The 18,343-nt window shown below is 65.0% G+C and carries 12 protein-coding genes; 8 read left to right on the forward strand and 4 right to left on the reverse strand.

Annotated elements, in window-relative coordinates; translation table 11 throughout:
- Positions 1-103: 103 nt before the first annotated feature.
- On the reverse strand, positions 104-4,135 hold the full coding sequence (locus tag DWV00_RS05335) for an FAD/FMN-binding oxidoreductase (RefSeq protein ID WP_115532823.1): 4,032 nt from the start codon (positions 4,133-4,135) through the stop codon (positions 104-106).
- A gap of 502 nt (positions 4,136-4,637) precedes the next feature.
- Between DWV00_RS05335 and ilvA the strand changes: the two genes are divergently transcribed.
- Positions 4,638-6,170 carry a threonine ammonia-lyase, biosynthetic gene (ilvA, locus tag DWV00_RS05340; RefSeq protein WP_115532824.1) on the forward strand — a complete coding sequence of 511 codons (1,533 nt, stop codon included), beginning with the start codon at positions 4,638-4,640 and terminating at the stop codon, positions 6,168-6,170.
- 76 nt (positions 6,171-6,246) lie between these two features.
- The gene (queF, locus tag DWV00_RS05345; RefSeq protein WP_115532510.1) at positions 6,247-7,071 is read left to right on the forward strand and encodes an NADPH-dependent 7-cyano-7-deazaguanine reductase QueF; all 825 of its coding nucleotides are present in this window, start codon (positions 6,247-6,249) and stop codon (positions 7,069-7,071) included.
- A gap of 12 nt (positions 7,072-7,083) precedes the next feature.
- Here the strand turns inward: queF and DWV00_RS05350 are convergent, their stop codons facing one another.
- Positions 7,084-8,601, reverse strand: a complete 1,518-nt coding sequence (locus tag DWV00_RS05350) for an N-acyl-D-amino-acid deacylase family protein (protein WP_115532511.1) — start codon at positions 8,599-8,601, stop codon at positions 7,084-7,086.
- Between the two features lie 264 nt (positions 8,602-8,865).
- Here DWV00_RS05350 and DWV00_RS05355 point away from each other — a divergent pair, with 264 nt between their 5' ends.
- The 6 genes from DWV00_RS05355 to DWV00_RS05380 all read left to right on the forward strand — a co-directional run bounded on the left by DWV00_RS05355 (position 8,866) and on the right by DWV00_RS05380 (position 16,087).
- Positions 8,866-9,720, forward strand: a complete 855-nt coding sequence (locus tag DWV00_RS05355) for an IclR family transcriptional regulator (RefSeq protein ID WP_115532512.1) — start codon at positions 8,866-8,868, stop codon at positions 9,718-9,720.
- 376 nt (positions 9,721-10,096) lie between these two features.
- On the forward strand, positions 10,097-11,560 hold the full coding sequence (locus tag DWV00_RS05360) for a sodium:solute symporter family protein (protein WP_115532513.1): 1,464 nt from the start codon (positions 10,097-10,099) through the stop codon (positions 11,558-11,560).
- A gap of 80 nt (positions 11,561-11,640) precedes the next feature.
- Positions 11,641-12,756, forward strand: a complete 1,116-nt coding sequence (locus DWV00_RS05365) for a porin (RefSeq protein ID WP_115532514.1) — start codon at positions 11,641-11,643, stop codon at positions 12,754-12,756.
- 1 nt (position 12,757) lies between these two features.
- A complete protein-coding gene (locus DWV00_RS05370; protein WP_115532515.1) occupies positions 12,758-14,239 on the forward strand; it encodes an N-acyl-D-amino-acid deacylase family protein in 1,482 nt (493 codons plus the stop codon).
- 35 nt (positions 14,240-14,274) lie between these two features.
- Positions 14,275-14,658 (forward strand): RidA family protein, encoded by a 384-nt coding sequence (locus DWV00_RS05375; RefSeq protein ID WP_115532516.1) that lies wholly within the window; start codon positions 14,275-14,277, stop codon positions 14,656-14,658.
- Positions 14,659-14,809: 151 nt separating this feature from the next.
- On the forward strand, positions 14,810-16,087 hold the full coding sequence (locus tag DWV00_RS05380) for an amino acid deaminase (RefSeq protein ID WP_115532825.1): 1,278 nt from the start codon (positions 14,810-14,812) through the stop codon (positions 16,085-16,087).
- Positions 16,088-16,187: 100 nt separating this feature from the next.
- Here DWV00_RS05380 and DWV00_RS05385 read toward each other — a convergent pair whose 3' ends face one another.
- Complete coding sequence (locus DWV00_RS05385) at positions 16,188-16,691, reverse strand: MarR family winged helix-turn-helix transcriptional regulator (RefSeq protein WP_115532517.1); 504 nt, start codon at positions 16,689-16,691, stop codon at positions 16,188-16,190.
- Positions 16,692-16,724: 33 nt separating this feature from the next.
- Entirely contained in the window at positions 16,725-18,320 is a 1,596-nt protein-coding gene (locus DWV00_RS05390) for an MFS transporter (RefSeq protein WP_115532518.1), read from the reverse strand.
- Between the last annotated feature and the right edge of the window lie 23 nt (positions 18,321-18,343).

An 18,343-nucleotide genomic window follows, 5' to 3' on the forward strand; every position in this document is an offset into this window, starting at 1 on the left:
CAGCATCGGTAAGCGCGATTCGCCATCCCGGCGATTCACGGCGATCGCGCGCGAGAGCGTTTTACACCATTACGCCCCGCGCGTGGCCGCTATTTCACCGCCATTACACCAGTACGCGCTCGATGCCGCCATTATTCGCGTGCTCGACGTATTCGGCCATCCAGTTCTCACCCAGGACGTGACGCGCCATTTCGACGACGATGTAGTCGGCTTCGACGCCCGCGTCCTCGTTGTAACGAGACAAGCCCTGCAAGCACGACGGGCAGCTCGTCAGCACCTTGATGTCGGCCGCGCCGTTGCCCGCGGCCGACGCTTCGACCCCGCTCGCACCGGCCGACGTCACCGGGATTTCGCGCAGCTTGGCCGCGCCCTTGCGGATTTCCTCTTCCTTGCGGAAGCGCACCTGCGTCGAAATGTCGGGCCGAGCCACGGCGAACGTGCCCGATTCGCCGCAGCAGCGTTCGTTCTTCGCGATCTTGTAGCCGTCGTTGGCGGAGCCCATCAGTTCATTGACGAGCTTGACCGGATCCATCGTCTTGATCGGCGTGTGGCACGGGTCGTGATACATGTAGCGCGTGCCGGACACGCCGTCGAGCTTGATCCCCTTCTCGAGCAGGAACTCGTGGATGTCGATGATTCGGCAGCCCGGGAAGATCTTCTCGAATTCATAGCCGGCGAGCTGGTCGTAGCAGGTCCCGCACGAGACGACCACCGTCTTGATGTCCAGGTAGTTCAGCGTGTTGGCCACCCGGTGGAACAGCACCCGGTTGTCCGTCACGGTCTTCTCGGCCTTGTCGTACTGGCCCGCGCCACGCTGCGGGTAGCCGCAGCAGAGATAGCCCGGCGGCAGCACCGTCTGCACGCCCGCTTCCCAGAGCATCGCCTGCGTCGCGAGGCCCACCTGCGAGAACAGCCGCTCGGAGCCGCACCCCGGGAAGTAGAACACCGCCTCCGAATCGACAGTCGTCGTCTTCGGATTGCGGATGATCGGGACGATCTTGTTGTCCTCGATGTCGAGCAGCGCGCGCGCCGTCTTCTTCGGCAGGTTGCCCGGCATCTTCTTGTTGACGAAGTGGATCACCTGCTCGACGACGGGCGGCCGGCCCGTCGTGGCGGGCGGATGGGCGGTCTGCTTGCGCGTGAAGTTCTTCAGCAGATCGTTGCCGAGACGCTGCGCCTTGTAGCCGATACCCATCATCGCCGTGCGGGCGAGGTTGATCGTCTGCGGATTGGTCGCGTTCAGGAAGAACATCCCCGCGGCCGAGCCCGCGTTGAACTTCTTCTTGCCCATCTTGCGCAGCAGGTTGCGCATGTTCATCGACACGTCGCCGAAGTCGATCTTGACCGGGCACGGCGTCACGCACTTATGGCAGACCGTGCAGTGGTCGGCCACGTCGTTGAACTCGTCCCAGTGCTTGATCGATACGCCGCGGCGCGTCTGTTCCTCGTACAAGAACGCTTCGATCAGCAGCGACGTGGCGAGGATCTTGTTGCGCGGGCTGTAGAGCAGATTCGCGCGCGGCACGTGCGTGGCGCACACGGGCTTGCACTTGCCGCAGCGCAGGCAGTCCTTCACCGAATCGGCGATCGCGCCGATGTCGGACTGCTGCATGATCAGCGATTCGTAGCCCATCAGGCCGAAGCTCGGCGTATAGGCATTGCGCAAGTCAGCGCCCGGCAACAGCTTGCCCTTGTTGAAGCGACCCTCAGGGTCGATCCGTTCCTTGTACGCGCGGAAATCGGCGATCTCTTCTTCCGTCAGGAATTCGAGCTTCGTGATGCCGATGCCGTGCTCGCCCGAAATCACGCCGTCCAGCGAGCGCGCGAGCTTCATGATGCGCTCGACGGCCTTGTGCGCGTCTTGCAGCATCTCGTAGTTGTCGGAGTTGACGGGGATGTTCGTATGAACATTGCCGTCGCCCGCGTGCATGTGCAGCGCGACGAACACGCGGCCGCGCAGCACCTTCTTGTGGATCGCCTGCGCTTCGTCGAGGATCGGCTTGAACTCGCCGCCGTTGAAGATCTGACGCAGCTCGGCGCGGATCTCCTGCTTCCACGATGCGCGGATCGTCCGGTCTTGCGTCACGTGGAAGACGTTGGCGCCCGGTTGATCGTCCACTCGATCGGCGAATTTCTCGGCCAGCGCTTCGTAGCCCAGTTGCACGAGGTAGTGCTGCGCCTCGCGCAGCGAGAGGTCGAGCTTCTCTAGCACGAACGACCAGCGTGCGCGCACGCGCGCCAGCAAGGCAAGGGCTTGCTGCACGCGATCTTCGAGCAGCTCCGCGCTCGGGATTTCGTTGGCGTCGTCGGTCTTGCCGAGCGGCAGGTTGCCGCCCTTGAAGAACGCTTCGAGCGCATCGACGAGCTGCAGCTTGTTCTTCAGCGACAGCTCGATGTTGATCCGCTCGATGCCGTCCGTGTACTCGCCCATGCGGTTCAAGGGGATCACGACGTCTTCGTTGATCTTGAACGCGTTCGTGTGCTTGGCGATCGCAGCCGTGCGGCTGCGGTCGAGCCAGAAGCGCTTGCGCGCCTCGGCGCTGACGGCGACGAAGCCCTCGCCGCTCTTGCCGTTCGCCATGCGCACGACTTCGGACGTGGCCGCGGCCACCGCGTCGGCGTCATCGCCGACGATGTCGCCGATCAGCACCATCTTCGGAAACGCGTTGCGCTTCGATTTCGTCGCGTAGCCGACGGCGCGCAGATAGCGCTCGTCGAGGTGCTCCAAGCCGGCCAGGATCGCACCGCCCTGCTTGGACGTCTCGAACAGATAATCCTTGATCTCGACGATGCTCGGAATCGCATCGCGCGCCTGGCCGAAGAACTCCAGGCAAACGGTGCGCGTATGCGCCGGCATCTTGTGCAGCACCCAGCGCGCGGACGTGATGAGCCCGTCGCAGCCTTCCTTCTGCACGCCGGGCAAGCCCGCGAGGAATTTGTCCGTGACGTCCTTGCCGAGCCCTTCTTTGCGGAAGCGCCGGCCTTCGATCGAGAGCATCTCCGTGCGCAGCAGCCGCTCGCCGGGCGCGGCATCGCCGTCGAACCATTTGAGTTCGAACCGGGCCACGTCGACGTCGTGAATCTTGCCGCGGTTATGTTCGATCCGCGTCACCTCGAGCCAATTGCCCTGCGGATCGACCATGCGCCACCAGGCGAGGTTGTCGAGCGCGGTGCCCCACAGCACGGCCTTCTTGCCGCCCGCGTTCATCGCGACGTTGCCGCCGATGCACGATGCGTCGAGCGAGGTGGGATCCACGGCGAACACATAGCCGGCGGCCTCGGCCGCCTCCGTCACGCGGCGCGTGACGACGCCGGCACCCGAGAAGATCGTCGGCGTCTTCGTGGCCACGCCCGGCAGTTCGGTCAACTCCACGGCGCCGAGTTGCTCGAGCTTTTCCGTATTGATGACGGCCGAGAACGGCGTGAGCGGAACGGCGCCGCCCGTGTAGCCGGTGCCGCCTCCGCGCGGAATGACCGTCAATCCGAGTTCGAAGCAGGCCTTCACGAGGCGCGCGATCTCGGCTTCGGTGTCCGGGGTCAGCACGACGAACGGGTACTCGACGCGCCAGTCGGTCGCATCGGTGACGTGCGAGACGCGCGAGAGGCCGTCGAAGCGAATGTTGTCCTTCTGCGTGCAGCGGCCGAGCACCTTCGTCGCCCGGCGGCGCAACTCGGCCATCTTGCCGAACTCGGCCGCGAACGCATCGACGGCGCCGCGCGCGGCCGCGACGAGCATTTCCACGCGCGCGGCGCGCTCCCGGCCGGCTTCGTCGCCGTGCTCGGTCAGATCCGCGTGGCGGCGCTTCTCGATTTCGCTCAAGCGGTGGTTCAGCGCCTCGATCAGCAGGTCGCGCCGCTTCGGATTGTCGAGCAGATCGTCCTGCAGATACGGATTGCGGCGCACGACCCAGATGTCGCCGAGCACTTCGTAGAGCATCCGGGCCGAGCGGCCCGTGCGGCGCTCGGCGCGCAACTCGTCGAGGGCCTTCCAGGCTTCGTCGCCGAGCAGGCGGATGACGATCTCGCGGTCGGAAAACGAGGTGTAGTTGTACGGGATTTCGCGCAAGCGCGGTTCGGTGTCGGCGGCAGCGACAGCCGCGGCGCCGTGCGGATCGAAGACTTGAGGTGCGTTCATGGTCGGACGGATCGAGTGGCCGGGCAAAGCGTCCATCGACGTTTGCGGCCGGCAATGCGCGTCACGCGCAATGAGTTTTCTGGAAACTGGGCGTCGGCAGCGAGGGCTCACCGCGCGGGTAGGCGCGATCTGAGCATGGCCGTATCAGGTGCGCGCTAGCCGCACGATCGTGCGTGACGGGCATGCCGCTGCGCCGGGGGACGCGCTTCCCGCGGGGCTGGGGTCAGTGAGGCGGTCCGTGGCTGCCAGCGCATTATCCGGTCCTGGTCTTAAAACGGAATTCTACCGCATGATCTCGATACGCGTTGCTGTGCAATATGACGCGTTACGCGTACGCGGAAGCGGCGCAAAAGCCCGGCCCGGCGGGCATCCGGCACTTTGCCGACCGGCCGTCCGGTCAATGCCCGATGGATTTCGCGGTGCGAAAACGGTCGCCCGTTGGCGCTATCATTGTTCTTTTCGCATTTTGCACGCCACGCGAGCCATCCTCGCGCCCAAGCCCATGTCCTCGTCTTCCCACGATTATCTGAAGAAAATCCTGACCGCCCGCGTCTACGACGTAGCCCGCGAGACGGAACTCGAACCGGCGCGCAATCTGTCGGCCCGCCTGAGCAATCGCGTCTTCCTGAAGCGCGAGGACAACCAGCCCGTCTTCTCGTTCAAGCTGCGCGGCGCCTACAACAAGATGGTCCACATCGATGCCGAAGCGCGCTCGCGCGGCGTCATCACCGCGTCGGCCGGCAATCATGCGCAAGGCGTCGCCTTCTCGGCGGCGCGGCTCGCCGTCAAGGCGGTCATCGTCGTGCCGGTCACGACGCCGCAGGTGAAGGTCGACGCCGTGCGCGCGCACGGCGGGCCCACCGTGGAAGTCGTGCAGGCCGGCGAATCGTACAGCGATGCCTACGCGCACGCGCTCGAACTGCAAAAGGCGCGCGGGCTCACGTTCGTGCATCCGTTCGACGATCCGTACGTGATCGCGGGCCAAGGCACCGTCGCGATGGAAATCCTGAGCCAGCACCAGGCGCCCATTCACGCGATCTTCGTGCCGATCGGCGGCGGCGGACTGGCCGCTGGGATCGGCGCTTACGTGAAAGCCGTGCGGCCCGACATCAAGGTCATCGGGGTGCAGACCGAGGACTCGTGCGCCATGGCGCGGTCGATCCAGGCGGGCGAGCGCGTGACGCTGCCCGAGGTGGGCCTGTTCTCCGACGGCACGGCCGTCAAGCTCGTCGGCGAGGAAACGTTCCGCCTGTGCCGCCAGTATCTCGACGACGTCCTCACCGTCAACACCGACGCGCTGTGCGCGGCGATCAAGGACGTCTTCCAAGACACGCGCAGCCTGCTCGAGCCCGCCGGCGCGCTGTCGGTGGCCGGCGCCAAGCAGTACGCCGAGCGCACGGGCGTGACGGCGCAAACGCTGGTGGCGATCACTTCCGGCGCGAACATGAACTTCGACCGGATGCGCTTCGTCGCCGAGCGGGCGGAAGTGGGCGAAGCGCGCGAGGCCGTGTTCGCCGTGACGATCCCCGAGGAGCGCGGCAGCTTCAAGCGTTTCTGCGAACTCGTGGGCGAGCGCAACGTCACCGAATTCAACTACCGGATCGCCGATGCGAGCGCGGCGCATATCTTCGTCGGCGTGCAGATCAAGAGCCGCGGTGAATCGGCATCGATCGCCCAAGCGTTCGAGCAGCATGGCTTTCCGACCGTCGACCTGACGGGCGACGAACTGTCGAAGCAGCACATTCGCTATATGGTCGGCGGCCGCTCGCCGCTCGCGCGCGACGAGCGCCTGTTCCGCTTCGAGTTCCCCGAGCGGCCCGGCGCGCTGATGAAATTCCTCTCGTCGATGGCGCCCGAATGGAACATCAGCCTCTTTCACTATCGCAATCAGGGCGCGGACTACAGTTCGATTCTCGTCGGCATTCAAGTGCCGCAATCGGACAACGACGCGTTCGCGCGATTCCTGTCGACGCTCGGCTATCCGCACTGGGACGAAAGCGGCAACCCCGTCTATCGGCTGTTCCTTGCGCAATAGCGTGCCATGACGCGGCGTGGCGACACGCCCTCTCGCTCAACGCATCGACGCCCTAGCCTTTAATCGACCGAACACCATGACTCCCGAACACTCGCCGCTCGGCAAGAGCGCGACCTACACCGAGCAGTACGATCCGTCGCTGCTGTTTCCGATCGCCCGCAACCGCGCGCGCGAAGCGATCGGGATCACGAGCACGCTGCCGTTTTTCGGCACCGACATCTGGAACGCCTACGAACTGTCCTGGCTCAACCCGCGCGGCAAGCCGCAAATCGCGATCGCGACGTTCTTCGTGCCGGCCGAATCGCCGAACATCGTCGAATCGAAGTCGTTCAAGCTCTATCTGGGCTCGTTCGCTCAGACGACCCTCGAGTCCGTCGATGCGCTGCGCGATATGCTCAAGCGCGACGTGTCGACCGCTTGCGGCGCATCCGTGTCGGTGCACCTGGCGACGCCGGCGGAATTTCAGAAAATCGAGTTCGAGGAGTTCGACGGGCTGTCGCTCGACCGCCTCGATCTCGATACCGACATCTACGAGCCCGACCCGACGCTGCTGAAGGCCGCGGAGGGCGAAGCCCCCGTAGAAGAAACGCTGTACTCGAATCTGCTGAAGTCGAACTGTCCCGTGACGGGGCAGCCGGATTGGGGCAGCGTGCAGATTCATTACGTCGGCCCGCAGATCGATCACGCGGGGCTGCTGCGCTACATCATTTCGTATCGCTCGCACACGGGCTTTCACGAGCAATGCGTCGAACGCATCTTCACCGACATCATGCGCGAATGCCGCCCCGTGAAGCTGGCCGTCTATGCCCGCTACACGCGCCGCGGCGGGCTCGACATCAATCCGTTCCGCACCAACTACAACCTGCCGATGCCGGACAACGCGCGCACGGCGCGGCAGTGAGTGCCGATACGATCAGAACGGTTCGCCGGTAGCGTGCGCCGACGGACCGCCGCTTCCTTCCCGCGCATCGCCCGCGGCCTTCGCGCCGCGCGGCACGAAGCGTCCCGCGCGCTCGCCCGACGGCGCGCGATCGCGATACGAAAGCACACCGTTGACCCACACGGCGTCGATGCCTTCGGCCGCCTGGCGCGGATTGTCGAACGTCGCCACGTCGCGCACGCTCGTGGGATCGAACAGCACGAGATCGGCGTGGTACCCGACATGGATCTCGCCTCGCTTCTCTAAGCCGAAGCGCCGGGCCGACAGCCCCGTCATCTTGCGCACGGCCTCCTCGAGCGGTATCAGCCGCACGTCGCGCGCGTAATGTCCAAGGACGCGCGCAAACGTGCCCCACAGCCGCGGATGCGGCAGCGGATCGTTCGGCAAGCCGTCCGATCCCACCATCGTGGCCGGATGCGCCAGGATGCGGCGCACGTCGTCTTCAGACATGTTGTGGTAAACCGCGCCGGCCGGCTGCAAGCGGGCAGCAGCTTCCTGCTGCGTCACGCCCCAGTCGCCGGCGATGGCAGACAGTCGTTTGCCCGATGCTTCGGGATGCGGCGTCGACCACGTCACCGTGATCTCGATATCGCCCGTGACCTGCTTCAGATCGAGCGTGGTCGAGCTGCGGTCGTACGGATAGCAGTCGCAGCCGATGCGCTGCGCCTCGCGTGCGCGTTCCAGTGACGCAAGTACTTCGATGCTGCGCCCCCAGTTGCGCGGCCCGGCGCACTTCAGGTGCGAAACGACGACGGGCACGCGCGCATGCCGGCCGATGCGGCAGGCTTCGTCGAAGGCGTCGAGGATTGCGTCGAACTCGCTGCGCATGTGTGTCGTATAGAGCGCGCCCGCTTGCGCGAGCGGCTCGGCGAGCGCCATCACTTCCTCGGTCGGTGCATTGATGGCGGACGCGTAGGCGAGCCCCGAACTCAATCCGAGCGCGCCGTGCTCGAGCGCGTCAGCCAGCTGCGCACGCATCGCGTCGATCTCCTCGTGCGTGGCGGCGCGATCGAGCCGGTCCATGTGATTGCTGCGCAATGCCGTATGGCCGACGAGCGCCGCCACGTTGACGGCCGGGCGCGCGACGTTCACCGCCTCGACATAGGCGGCGAACGTCGGATACTGGAACGCGCCGCGCTCGCCGAGCAGATTCATCGGATCGGGCGGCTCGCCGCGCAGCGCGACGGGCGACGCGCTGATGCCGCAGTTGCCGACGATCACCGTCGTCACGCCCTGCGAGAGCTTGGGCAGCATCTGCGGCTCGCGGATCACGTGGGTGTCGTCGTGCGTGTGCACGTCGATGAAGCCCGGCGCCAACGCACGGCCATCGGCTTCGACGATCTCCTCGGCGATCCAATTCGACAGATTGCCGACGGCCACGATCGTCTCGCCGCGGATCGCGACGTCGCGCACGACGGGCGGTTTCCCCGTGCCGTCGTAAAGCGTGGCGCCGTAGATCAGCGTATCGGCGGCTTCGGGATGAGAATGCATGGTTCGTCTCCGGGGGCGGGGGCGGGCGCGGGCGGCTCGGCAGCGCGACAAGACACGACGCGGCGGCGCCGGCTTGCCGAGTATCCTACTCGTACTTTCCGTGCGATGACCTTCTCGGCTGTTCGGCAACCGAGCTTCACGCGGCGGCCGTTCCGGCCATGGCTCGCACGCCGGCGCACCGCATTGCCTTGTTGAAGAATGGCTGGTTCAACTGCGGAATACGCTAAGATGCGCAAACCTCTCTGATCCGTAGTCGGATTTTCGATGCGAAATACCTCCCCGCAACACGCCGCGAAGGCTGCACAGGAATTGGACGAGCCCACCGCCGCCGTCGAACCCGATAACGACACGAATCCGTCGGACGGCGGCAGACGAAAGCGGACCGGCGCACTCGACCGCGCGGTACAGATTCTGGATCGCATTCAGGAAGTGAACGCCCCGATGACGGCCTACGAGGTCGCCCGGTCGGTGGGCGCGCCGTTGACCACCGTCTATACGATCATCAACGACCTCGTCGACAAGCGCCTGCTGACCCGCAATCGGGAAGGCAGCGTCTGGCTCGGGCCCCGCCTGTACGGCTATGGATTGACGTATGTCGGCTCGCTGGACTTCATGGAGGTGGCCGCGGACGAAATGCGCCGCCTGGCCGAGGAGGTCGAGGAAACGGTTCAGCTTTGCGGATGCGATGAAGGCATGATGGTCGTGCTGGACATGAAGGAAGGGCCGGGCCACTTCAAGGTGACGTCGAAGGTCGGAAGCCGCGTACCGCTCAACTGGACGGCATCGGGACGGCTGCTCGTGGGACACATGCCGCGCAAGGAACTCGAACGGTTCTTTGCGCGTCACGCCTTGCCTTCGCCCACCGGCCGGGCCGTCACCGATCCCGTGCAGCTCGCTGAAATGGCCCACGTCGCGCTGGCTCAGCGCCTCGCTCAGCAAATCGGAGAATCCGAGGTTGCCGTGGCGTGTCTCGCCTCGCCGATCCTGAATCGCGACAGTCAATGCGCACTCGTGATTTCGCTCGTTTTGCCCGAGCAAAAGGCCCTGCAGCGGTACGATTTTTATGCGAGCGCCGTGAAGGCCGCTGCTCGCCGGATCGAGGAGCGCTTGGGCTGGTAAGCCCGGGCTTCGCCCCATCTCTTTTGCCGGGCCGCGGCGCCCGGACAGCCCTCCCGCAATGAAAATTTACCCCCTTGGCGGCAGCCTTTGCTCATTCTCGATATTGCTTAATTACGATATATAGAACGCAATTGCGCACACCAAAATCCGACGGTCGATCCGGGTTTGTGACCACTTGACGCACGTGTTTGCTCGCGTAGACTGCATTCGCAACTACGGTATATATACCTTAATTAGGAAGCCAAGAGGGTGGACGACCGTAGGCTCCGGGGGTCATACCGTGACGCCTGGCCCGACTCCGACACGCGCGCCCGCTGCGCGCCGCCGGCTGGGCAACGCTCCGTGTGACAACGTCTTAACGTTCAAGGGTCGCGCCATGAAAAGCCAGATCTTCCTTGTAGGCTTTGTTGCCTACGTCATCGTCATGATAGGTGTGAGTGCGCTCGTCGCACGACGGCAGCGATCGGGCGCCGATTTTCTGCTCGGCGGCCGCGCCTTTCCTATGTTTCTGACACTTGGCAGCACTGTTGCGACCATGGTTGGAACCGGTTCCAGTATAGGCGCGGTCGGATTCGCCTACAAGAACGGCTGGGCGGGCGGGCTGTATGGCCTCGGTGGCGCGGTCGGCATTCTGCTGCTGGCGTGGATGTTCGCACCGGTGCGCAAATACGAGTTCATGACGATGAGCGAGGAGTTGTCCTACTACGTCGGCGGCAATCGGATCGTCAAGAACTTCTCCGGCGTCCTGATGCTGGTGGCATCGCTGGGCTGGCTCGGTTCGCACATTCTGGGCGGGGGCCTTTATCTCGCCTGGATCGCGCACATCGACCTGACGCTTGCGAAGGTCCTGATCGCGATCGGCTTCGCGGCATACGTCGTGATCGGGGGATACACGGCCATGGTATGGACCGACACCCTGCAGGCGATCGTCCTGTTCGTGGGATTCGTGCTGATCGCGATCGTGTCCGTTTCGATGGCGGGCGGCGTCGGCCATATTCAGGCGGCGATGGATCCGTCCGCCGTCAGCTTCCTCGCGCTCGGCAAGATCGGCCCGGTGCATGCGCTCTCCCTTTCCGTGGCCGTGGCCGTGGGTGTGCTCGCTACGCCCTCCTATCGTCAGCGCATCTATGCGGGCCGCGACGCGGCTACCGTACGCCGCTCGTTCGTGATCTCCGGCACGCTCTATTTCTTCTTCTCCGCGCTGCCGGCGCTCATCGGGATGGCGGCACACGTGCTGAATCCTCACCTGAGCAACTCGGATTTCGCATTTCCCTATCTGGCATCCGAGGTCCTGCCGCTCTGGCTCGGCATGATCGTGCTGACGGCGGCCATGTCGTCGACCCTGTCGACGTCGAGCGCCGATTCGGTGGCCGCCGTTTCCCTGCTCCTGATCGACGTGCGCGGCATCTTTACCCGCACCTCTCCCGATCCGGCCAAGGCCATCGTGCGCTCGCGAGTGGGATTGCTGGCGGTCATCGGCGTTGCGCTGCTGCTGGCCCTGCCGTCGAGCGACATCATCAACTACATCACGAAGATGATCGCGACCGTCCTCTCCGGGCTGTTCGCCTGCGGCGTACTCGGCCGCTTCTGGCCGCGCTTCACGTGGCAGGGCGCTCTCGCCAGCCTCATTTGCGCGTCGGGTGTTTCGCTGGCCGTGATTTCCATCGATTCCTGGAGCGCGTTCTGGGGCAACCCGGTCATTCCTTCGGTTCTGGTCGCATTCGCCGCCGGCGTTCTCGTCAGCCTCGTTACGCCGCCCGGGCGCGTGACGCGCGAGGAAGCGCTCGTACTGCTCGCCAAGGAACGCCAACAGATGGAACGGGTCGTGTCCGCGCATTGACCGGCCCCGCCTGCCCTACCCGCGAGTGTCCCCGCAGGGACACCGCGACTTCTCGTCGTATCACTCGTCAATCATAAGGAATGCAGATGAAAAAGATTGCGCTCCAGGGGATCGTTCTGGCGTCGGCCGTGGCTGCACAAGCCGCCTATGCACAAAGCAGCGTGACGCTGTACGGTATCGTCGATGCGGGCTTTACCTACTCCAACAACCAGCGAGGCAACAGCGCATGGCAGGCCACGCAGGGCAACGTCCAGGGCTCCCGCTGGGGATTGACCGGGGTGGAAGACCTCGGGGGCGGGACGAAAGCCACCTTTAGGTTGGAAGATGGCTTTTCGGCGGAGACGGGCGCCCTTGGGCAGGGTGGCCGCATCTTCGGCCGCAGCGCCTGGGTGGCGCTCGGCAATGCTAAGTGGGGTACCGTGACGCTCGGCCGGCAGTACAACAGCGTGCAGGACTATCTCTGGCAGGAACAGCCCAACGGCGTGGGCGCGTTGAGCCAGTATGCCAATGCGATCTACGACAACGACGACATCAACAATACATATCGCACCAACAACGCGGTCAAGTACACGACGCCGACCTTCTCCGGTTTCACCGCCGATGCGATGTACGCGTTTTCCAATACGGCGGGCGCGTTCGGCAGCAACAGGGCCTGGAGCGTTGGCGCGGACTACGTGAACGGTCCGATCCGGCTCGATGCGGCTTATTCGCTCGTGGATTCGCCGGCCATCAACACGGCCGGCGCGGCCCCTTCAGACAACTATTACTCGACGTCCTCGTCGATCATCGGCAATGTGGCCCGCAACCAGGTGTGGGGCGCCGGCGGAGCTTATACGTTCGGGCCGGCCATCGTTTCGCTGCTCTACACGAACTCGACCTTCGACATCATCGGCGGCGGACGTCTGCATTTCGCAAACTACGAGGCCAACGTCCGGTATTGGTTGACGCCCGCGACCCAGCTCGCAGCCGGCTACATCTATACGAACCAGAAAGCCAATACGGCTACGGCAGGCAACGCGCACTACAACCAGATCGCAATCGGCGGCGATTACTTTCTCTCGAAATCGACCGACCTGTACCTGAACGGGATCTACCAGAGGGGGTCGGGCGCCAACGCGTGGATCGAGGGCATCGGCGCGCCGTCCAGTACGTCCAGCCAGGTCGCCGTCGTCACCGGCATTCGGCACAAGTTCTGACATGCGTCCACATCCCGAGACAGCCGACACCTTGATCTCCGGCGCGCAGCTCTACGACGGCAGCGGCGCGCCGCCGCTCTCGGGCGACGTCGCGCTGCGCGACGGCCGGATCGCGGCCATCGGCAACTTGTCGAACTGGCTTGCGGCGGAAATCGTCGAAGCGAAGGGCCGTGCGCTGGCCCCAGGCTTCATCGACATCCACACGCACGACGACACGCACGTGATCCGCGCGCCGCACATGTTGCCGAAGATCTCGCAAGGCGTAACCACGGTGATCGTCGGCAACTGCGGCATCAGCGCCTCGCCGGTGACACTCGAGGGCGAGCCGCCCGACCCGATGAATCTGCTCGGCGAGCGCGATGCGTTCCGGTATCCGACGTTCGCCGCCTATGTCGATGCGGTGAACGCCGCGCGCCCGGCCGTGAACGTCGGCGCGCTGATCGGCCATACGGCGCTGCGCAACAACCACATGGACCGGCTCGACCGCACCGCGACGCCCGCGGAGATCGACGGTATGCGCTCGCAGCTCGAAGACGCGCTGTCGCACGGCGCGCTCGGCCTCAGCACGGGCCTCGCGTACGGTTCCGCGTTCGCGGCATCGACCGAGGAGGTGATGGCGCTCGCCGAGCCGCTCGCGAACGCGGGCGCGCTGTACACGACGCACATGCGCACCGAGTTCGACGCGATTCTCGATGCGATGGAGGAGGCGTACCGCGTCGGCCGGCACGCGCGCGTGCCGGTCGTGATCTCGCATCTGAAGTGCGCGGGCCCGTCGAACTGGGGGCGCAGCGCCGAGGTGCTCGCATCGCTCGATCGCGCGCGGCGGCTGCAGCGGGTCGGCTGCGACTGCTATCCGTATAGCCGCAGTTCGTCGACGCTCGACTTGAAGCAGGTAACCGGCGACATCGACATCACTGTCACATGGTCGACCCCGCACCCGGAAATGGCCGGCAAGCTCATCGCGGAGATCGCGGGCGCATGGGGCGTATCGCAGCAGGAAGCCGCGCGCCGCCTGCTGCCGGCCGGCGCGGTCTATCACAACATGTCGGAGGAGGATGTGCGCCGCATTCTGTCGCATCCCGCGACGATGGTCGGCTCGGACGGCCTGCCGAACGACCCGTTGCCGCATCCGCGGCTGTGGGGTGCGTTCCCTCGCGTGCTGGGCCACTACGCGCGCGACACGCGGCTCATCGCGCTCGAGGAGGCGATCCGCAAGATGACGAGCTTGTCGGCGCGGCGCTTCGGTCTCGCACAGCGCGGCGAAGTACGGATCGGCTATCACGGGGACCTCGTGCTGTTCGATCCGGCGCGAGTGCGCGACGCGGCAACCTTCGACCAGCCGCGGCAGAACGCGGAAGGCATCGACGCGGTCTGGGTGAACGGCGTGCTGTCGTACCGCGACGGCCAGCCGACCGGCGAGCGCGCCGGCCATTTCGTTGCGCGCGGGGTGCGGCCGAACGCGGACGCCCAGGGGGAATTTTGAATCACCAATCAATCATCACTGGAAAGAGAGCATCGATGAAACGTTATGGCGTGGAAGGCGGCAAAGGGACGGGCGGTCAACATATGCCGTTCGCGAGGGCGGTCGAAGCGGACGGCTGGCTGCATGTGTCCGGCCAGACGCCGATGGAAAACGGCGAAGTGATCGACGGCGGCATCGTCGCGCAGTCGCACAAGGCGCTGCGGAACCTATTCGCAATCCTGAAGGAAGCGGGCTACGGCGCCGAGCACGTCGTGCGTTGCGGCGTGTGGCTCGACGATCCGCGCGATTTCGCGTCGTTCAACAAGGTGTTTCGCGAGTACTTCGGCGACCATCCCCCGGCCCGCGCGTGCGTCGTGTCGAGCATGGTCGTCGACTGCAAGGTCGAGGTCGACTGCGTCGCGTACAAGGCACGCGCCTGATCGACTCGCCCCCCTCGGCGCCGGTTTGCCGAGTATCCTACGAGTACTTTCCGTGCGTTCACGCTACGTTCCCGGATTACTCCGTACATTGACGTTTCCTTCTCGGACTCAAACCGAAGTCCGAGGCTTTACCGAGGAAAATCTGATGGCATTGACGATCACGAACTATTCAGCCGCTTCCATCGACCCGCTCAGCAAGGGCCTGGGCACCGTGCCGAGCGCGAGCGTGCCGCTCGATTCGGCTGCGAATCTAGAATGGAATCTGCTCGCCGAGGACGTGAGCCTGCCGGCCGCCGTGCTCTATGCGGACCGGATCGAACACAACCTGAAGTGGATGCAGGACTTCGTCACCGAATACGGCGTCAAGCTCGCGCCGCACGGCAAGACGACGATGGCGCCGCAGCTGTTTCGCCGGCAGATCGAAACAGGCGCCTGGGGCATCACGCTCGCAACGGCGCACCAAACGCGCGCCGCCTATCACGGCGGCATCGAGCGCGTGCTGATGGCGAATCAACTCGCCGGCAGGCGCAACATGGCGATGATCGCCGAACTCTTGTCCGATCCGGACTTCGAGTTCTTCTGTCTCGTCGATTCGCCGGACGGCGTCGAGCAGCTCGGCGCGTTTTTCAAGGAAGCACGCCGCAAGCTGCAAGTGCTGATCGAACTCGGCGTACCCGGCGGACGCACGGGCGTGCGCGACGATGCGCAGCTGGAGAGCGTGCTGGCGGCCATCGCTCGCTACGAAGGCACGTTGGCGCTTGCCGGGATCGAAATCTACGAAGGGGTGCTCGCGGACGAGCCGGCTGTGCGTGCATTTCTGCGCCGTGCAGTACAGACGACGCGCACCCTCTCGCAAGCGGGCCGGTTCGAACGCGCCCCCGCCATCCTCTCGGGCGCGGGCTCGGCCTGGTACGACATCGTGGCCGAAGAATTCGCGGCCGAGTCGAAAGCCGGCACGATCGAGGTGGTGCTGCGTCCAGGCTGTTATTTGACGCACGACGTCGGCGTCTATAAGAAAGCGCAGAGCGAGATTCTCGAGCGCAACCCGATCGCGAAGAAGATGGGAGAAGCGCTGTTGCCGGCGCTGCAACTGTGGGCCTACGTGCAGTCGATCCCCGAAGCGGACCGGGCGATCGTCGGTTTCGGCAAGCGCGATGCGGCGTTCGATGCCGGCATGCCGGTTCCGGCATGCCACTACCGGCCGGGCACGAGCGAGCCGCGCGCGATCGCGCCGAGCGAAGGCTGGGAAGTCACGGGGATGATGGATCAGCACGCCTATCTGCGCATCGTGCCCGGCGCCGATCTCAGAGTGGGCGACATGCTGGCGTTCGACATCTCGCATCCGTGTCTGACGTTCGACAAATGGCGGCAGCTGTTGATCGTCGACGGTCGCTACCGCATCACGGAAGTGGTCGAAACGTTCTTCTGAAAACGGCTGGCCGAGCGAGGCGCACGGCCAGCGGCACGCGGCTCAAATCGGACACGCGCTGGCCGAGCACCGCCTCGATGTGAGCGGCGCGCGGCCGGCGTCATTTCGTTTGAGCGAAGTGTGTAAGACCGCTGTCCACGGCCGCCTCGCCGCCCTGCGCCTCGTCGCCGGACACCGGCGAGTCCGCCACGTTGGCGATGCGCGTTTCGAGCCTGGCGAGCGCGTCGGATAACCCGTGCAGCGTATCGTCGGGCAACGCCCCCATCGTCTCGAGCAGGAACGCATTGCGCTGCGGCAAGCTCGCATCGACCACCTGACGCCCTTCTTCGGTGAGCCTCACGTTCGTGATGCGGTTGTCGCGCGTGTCGGTGCTGCGCTCGACCCAGCCGATTGCCTCGAGCGACTTCAATTGGCGCGTCAGCGCGCCCGGATCGATGCGTAGCCGTTCGACGAGGCGCTTCTGCGACCACTCGCCCGTGTCTTCCGTCAGCGTGCGCAAGATGCGCCAGCGCGGCATGGGATGTCCGACCCGCGCTTCGAAGCCGGACAAGAATGCGCGGTAGGTGCGGCCGAACTGCTGAACGATCGCGACGTAATCTTCCATGATGCAACCCTTCTTCCTAGGCCGTCCTCGGCCTTATTCCGCCACGGGCACAGGTTCGCTCCTGCGCGTGATGCTGACGTGCGGCACGCTCGCGCAGCGCCACAATGCGACGACGGCAATGACGGCCGCCACGGCGATCCCCATGTGAATCGCGGTGACGAGCGACACGCGTGCCTGCTCGAGCAGCGCGGCGCCGTTTTGCCCCGCATGCGCGAGCGAAGCGAGCAGCGTGTCTTGTGCGTCCCGGTTGACGAGAATCTGGGGGTCGCGCATGGTGTGCCACCATGCGGTCGCATTCGCGCTCGTCAGTGCATCGCGCACGCCGCGCGAATAAAGATGCGTGATCAGCGTACCCGTAACGGCCGCCCCGAACATGCCGCCGATCATCCGCAGCGATTGCAGCAAGGCCGTGGCGATCCCTAGATGCTCGCGCCCCGACGTTTCCTGCGCGAAGACGGTCAAGTTCGGCAGTACGAAGCCAAGCCCGATGCCGGCGAGCATCATGAGCCCCATCAAAATCGTGTGCGGCATCGCGCGCGTGGCGGCCGCCGTGCCGACGCACGCCAGCGCGAGCAGCGCGCAGCCGATATAGAGCATCGCGTTGGGGCGGCGAATCCGCGTGACGATGCGTCCGTTCACGATGCTGCCGATCGTAATGAACACAACGAGCGGCGTGATCAGCACGCCCGCATCCTTCGGCGACAGCCCGAAACCGCCTTGCAGCAGTAGCGGCGCGTAGAAGATCAGCGAGAACATCGAGTACCCGCACAATATCGACAGCACGAACAGCGCGGCGAGGCTGCGATTGGCGAACATGTCGAGCGGCAGGATAGGCTGTTCGGCACGCTGCTCCCACTTCCACAGCGCGACACCCGAGGCGGCCGCCAGAACGGCGAGCGCCGCGACGCCGGCGGTGACGCCGTGCTGCGACAGCGATTCGACGAGCATCTGCAGCGAACCGAGCGCGACGGCGATGAGCAGCGAACCGGGCCAGTCGAGGCGGATTTTGCCGCGCGCCTTGATGTGCCGCACGTGAGGCAGATAGCGCCAGACGAACACGAGCGAAAGCAGGCCGACCGGCAAGTTCACGTAGAACGCCGAACGCCAGCCGTAATACTGCGTCAGGAAACCGCCGAGCGACGGCCCGATCGCATTGGCGATCCCGAACGCCGAACTCATGAGCACCTGCCAGCGCAGACGCACGACGGAATCGGGAAACAGGTCCGGAATGCAGGCGAACGCCGTGCCGACGAGAATCCCACCGCCGATCCCTTGCAATGCGCGCGCGATCACGAGAAACATCATGCTGTTGGCGGCGCCGCAGAGCACGGACGCCGCCGTGAACACGACGATCGACGCGATCACGAACGGCTTGCGCCCGAAATAGTCGCCCAGCCGGCCGAAAATCGGGACGGTGATGACCGAGGTCAGCAGGTAGGACGTGGCAACCCACGCATAGAGCTCGAATCCGCGCAGTTCGGCGACGATCGTGGGCAACGCAGTGCCGACGACGGTCTGGTCGAATGCGACGAGCATGGTGACGAAGGAGATACCGAGCATCGCCATGAGCGATTCCCGGAACGGCAGAAGCTGCCCACGTGAGTGGTGAGCGGCGGTATGGACGGCCATTTTTTGTAGAAGCAATCGTTGAT

Origin of the sequence: Trinickia dinghuensis (genome assembly GCF_003367175.1) — a bacterium.
Classification (GTDB): Bacteria; Pseudomonadota; Gammaproteobacteria; order Burkholderiales; family Burkholderiaceae; genus Trinickia; species Trinickia dinghuensis.

Coding starts and splice junctions, on each gene's coding strand:
- DWV00_RS05335 (WP_115532823.1), bottom strand. CDS start 4,135: ATGAACGCACCTCAAGTCTTCGATCCGCACGGCGCCGCGGCTGTCGCT.
- ilvA (WP_115532824.1), top strand. CDS start 4,638: ATGTCCTCGTCTTCCCACGATTATCTGAAGAAAATCCTGACCGCCCGC.
- queF (WP_115532510.1), top strand. CDS start 6,247: ATGACTCCCGAACACTCGCCGCTCGGCAAGAGCGCGACCTACACCGAG.
- DWV00_RS05350 (WP_115532511.1), bottom strand. CDS start 8,601: ATGCATTCTCATCCCGAAGCCGCCGATACGCTGATCTACGGCGCCACG.
- DWV00_RS05355 (WP_115532512.1), top strand. CDS start 8,866: ATGCGAAATACCTCCCCGCAACACGCCGCGAAGGCTGCACAGGAATTG.
- DWV00_RS05360 (WP_115532513.1), top strand. CDS start 10,097: ATGAAAAGCCAGATCTTCCTTGTAGGCTTTGTTGCCTACGTCATCGTC.
- DWV00_RS05365 (WP_115532514.1), top strand. CDS start 11,641: ATGCAGATGAAAAAGATTGCGCTCCAGGGGATCGTTCTGGCGTCGGCC.
- DWV00_RS05370 (WP_115532515.1), top strand. CDS start 12,758: ATGCGTCCACATCCCGAGACAGCCGACACCTTGATCTCCGGCGCGCAG.
- DWV00_RS05375 (WP_115532516.1), top strand. CDS start 14,275: ATGAAACGTTATGGCGTGGAAGGCGGCAAAGGGACGGGCGGTCAACAT.
- DWV00_RS05385 (WP_115532517.1), bottom strand. CDS start 16,691: ATGGAAGATTACGTCGCGATCGTTCAGCAGTTCGGCCGCACCTACCGC.
- DWV00_RS05390 (WP_115532518.1), bottom strand. CDS start 18,320: ATGGCCGTCCATACCGCCGCTCACCACTCACGTGGGCAGCTTCTGCCG.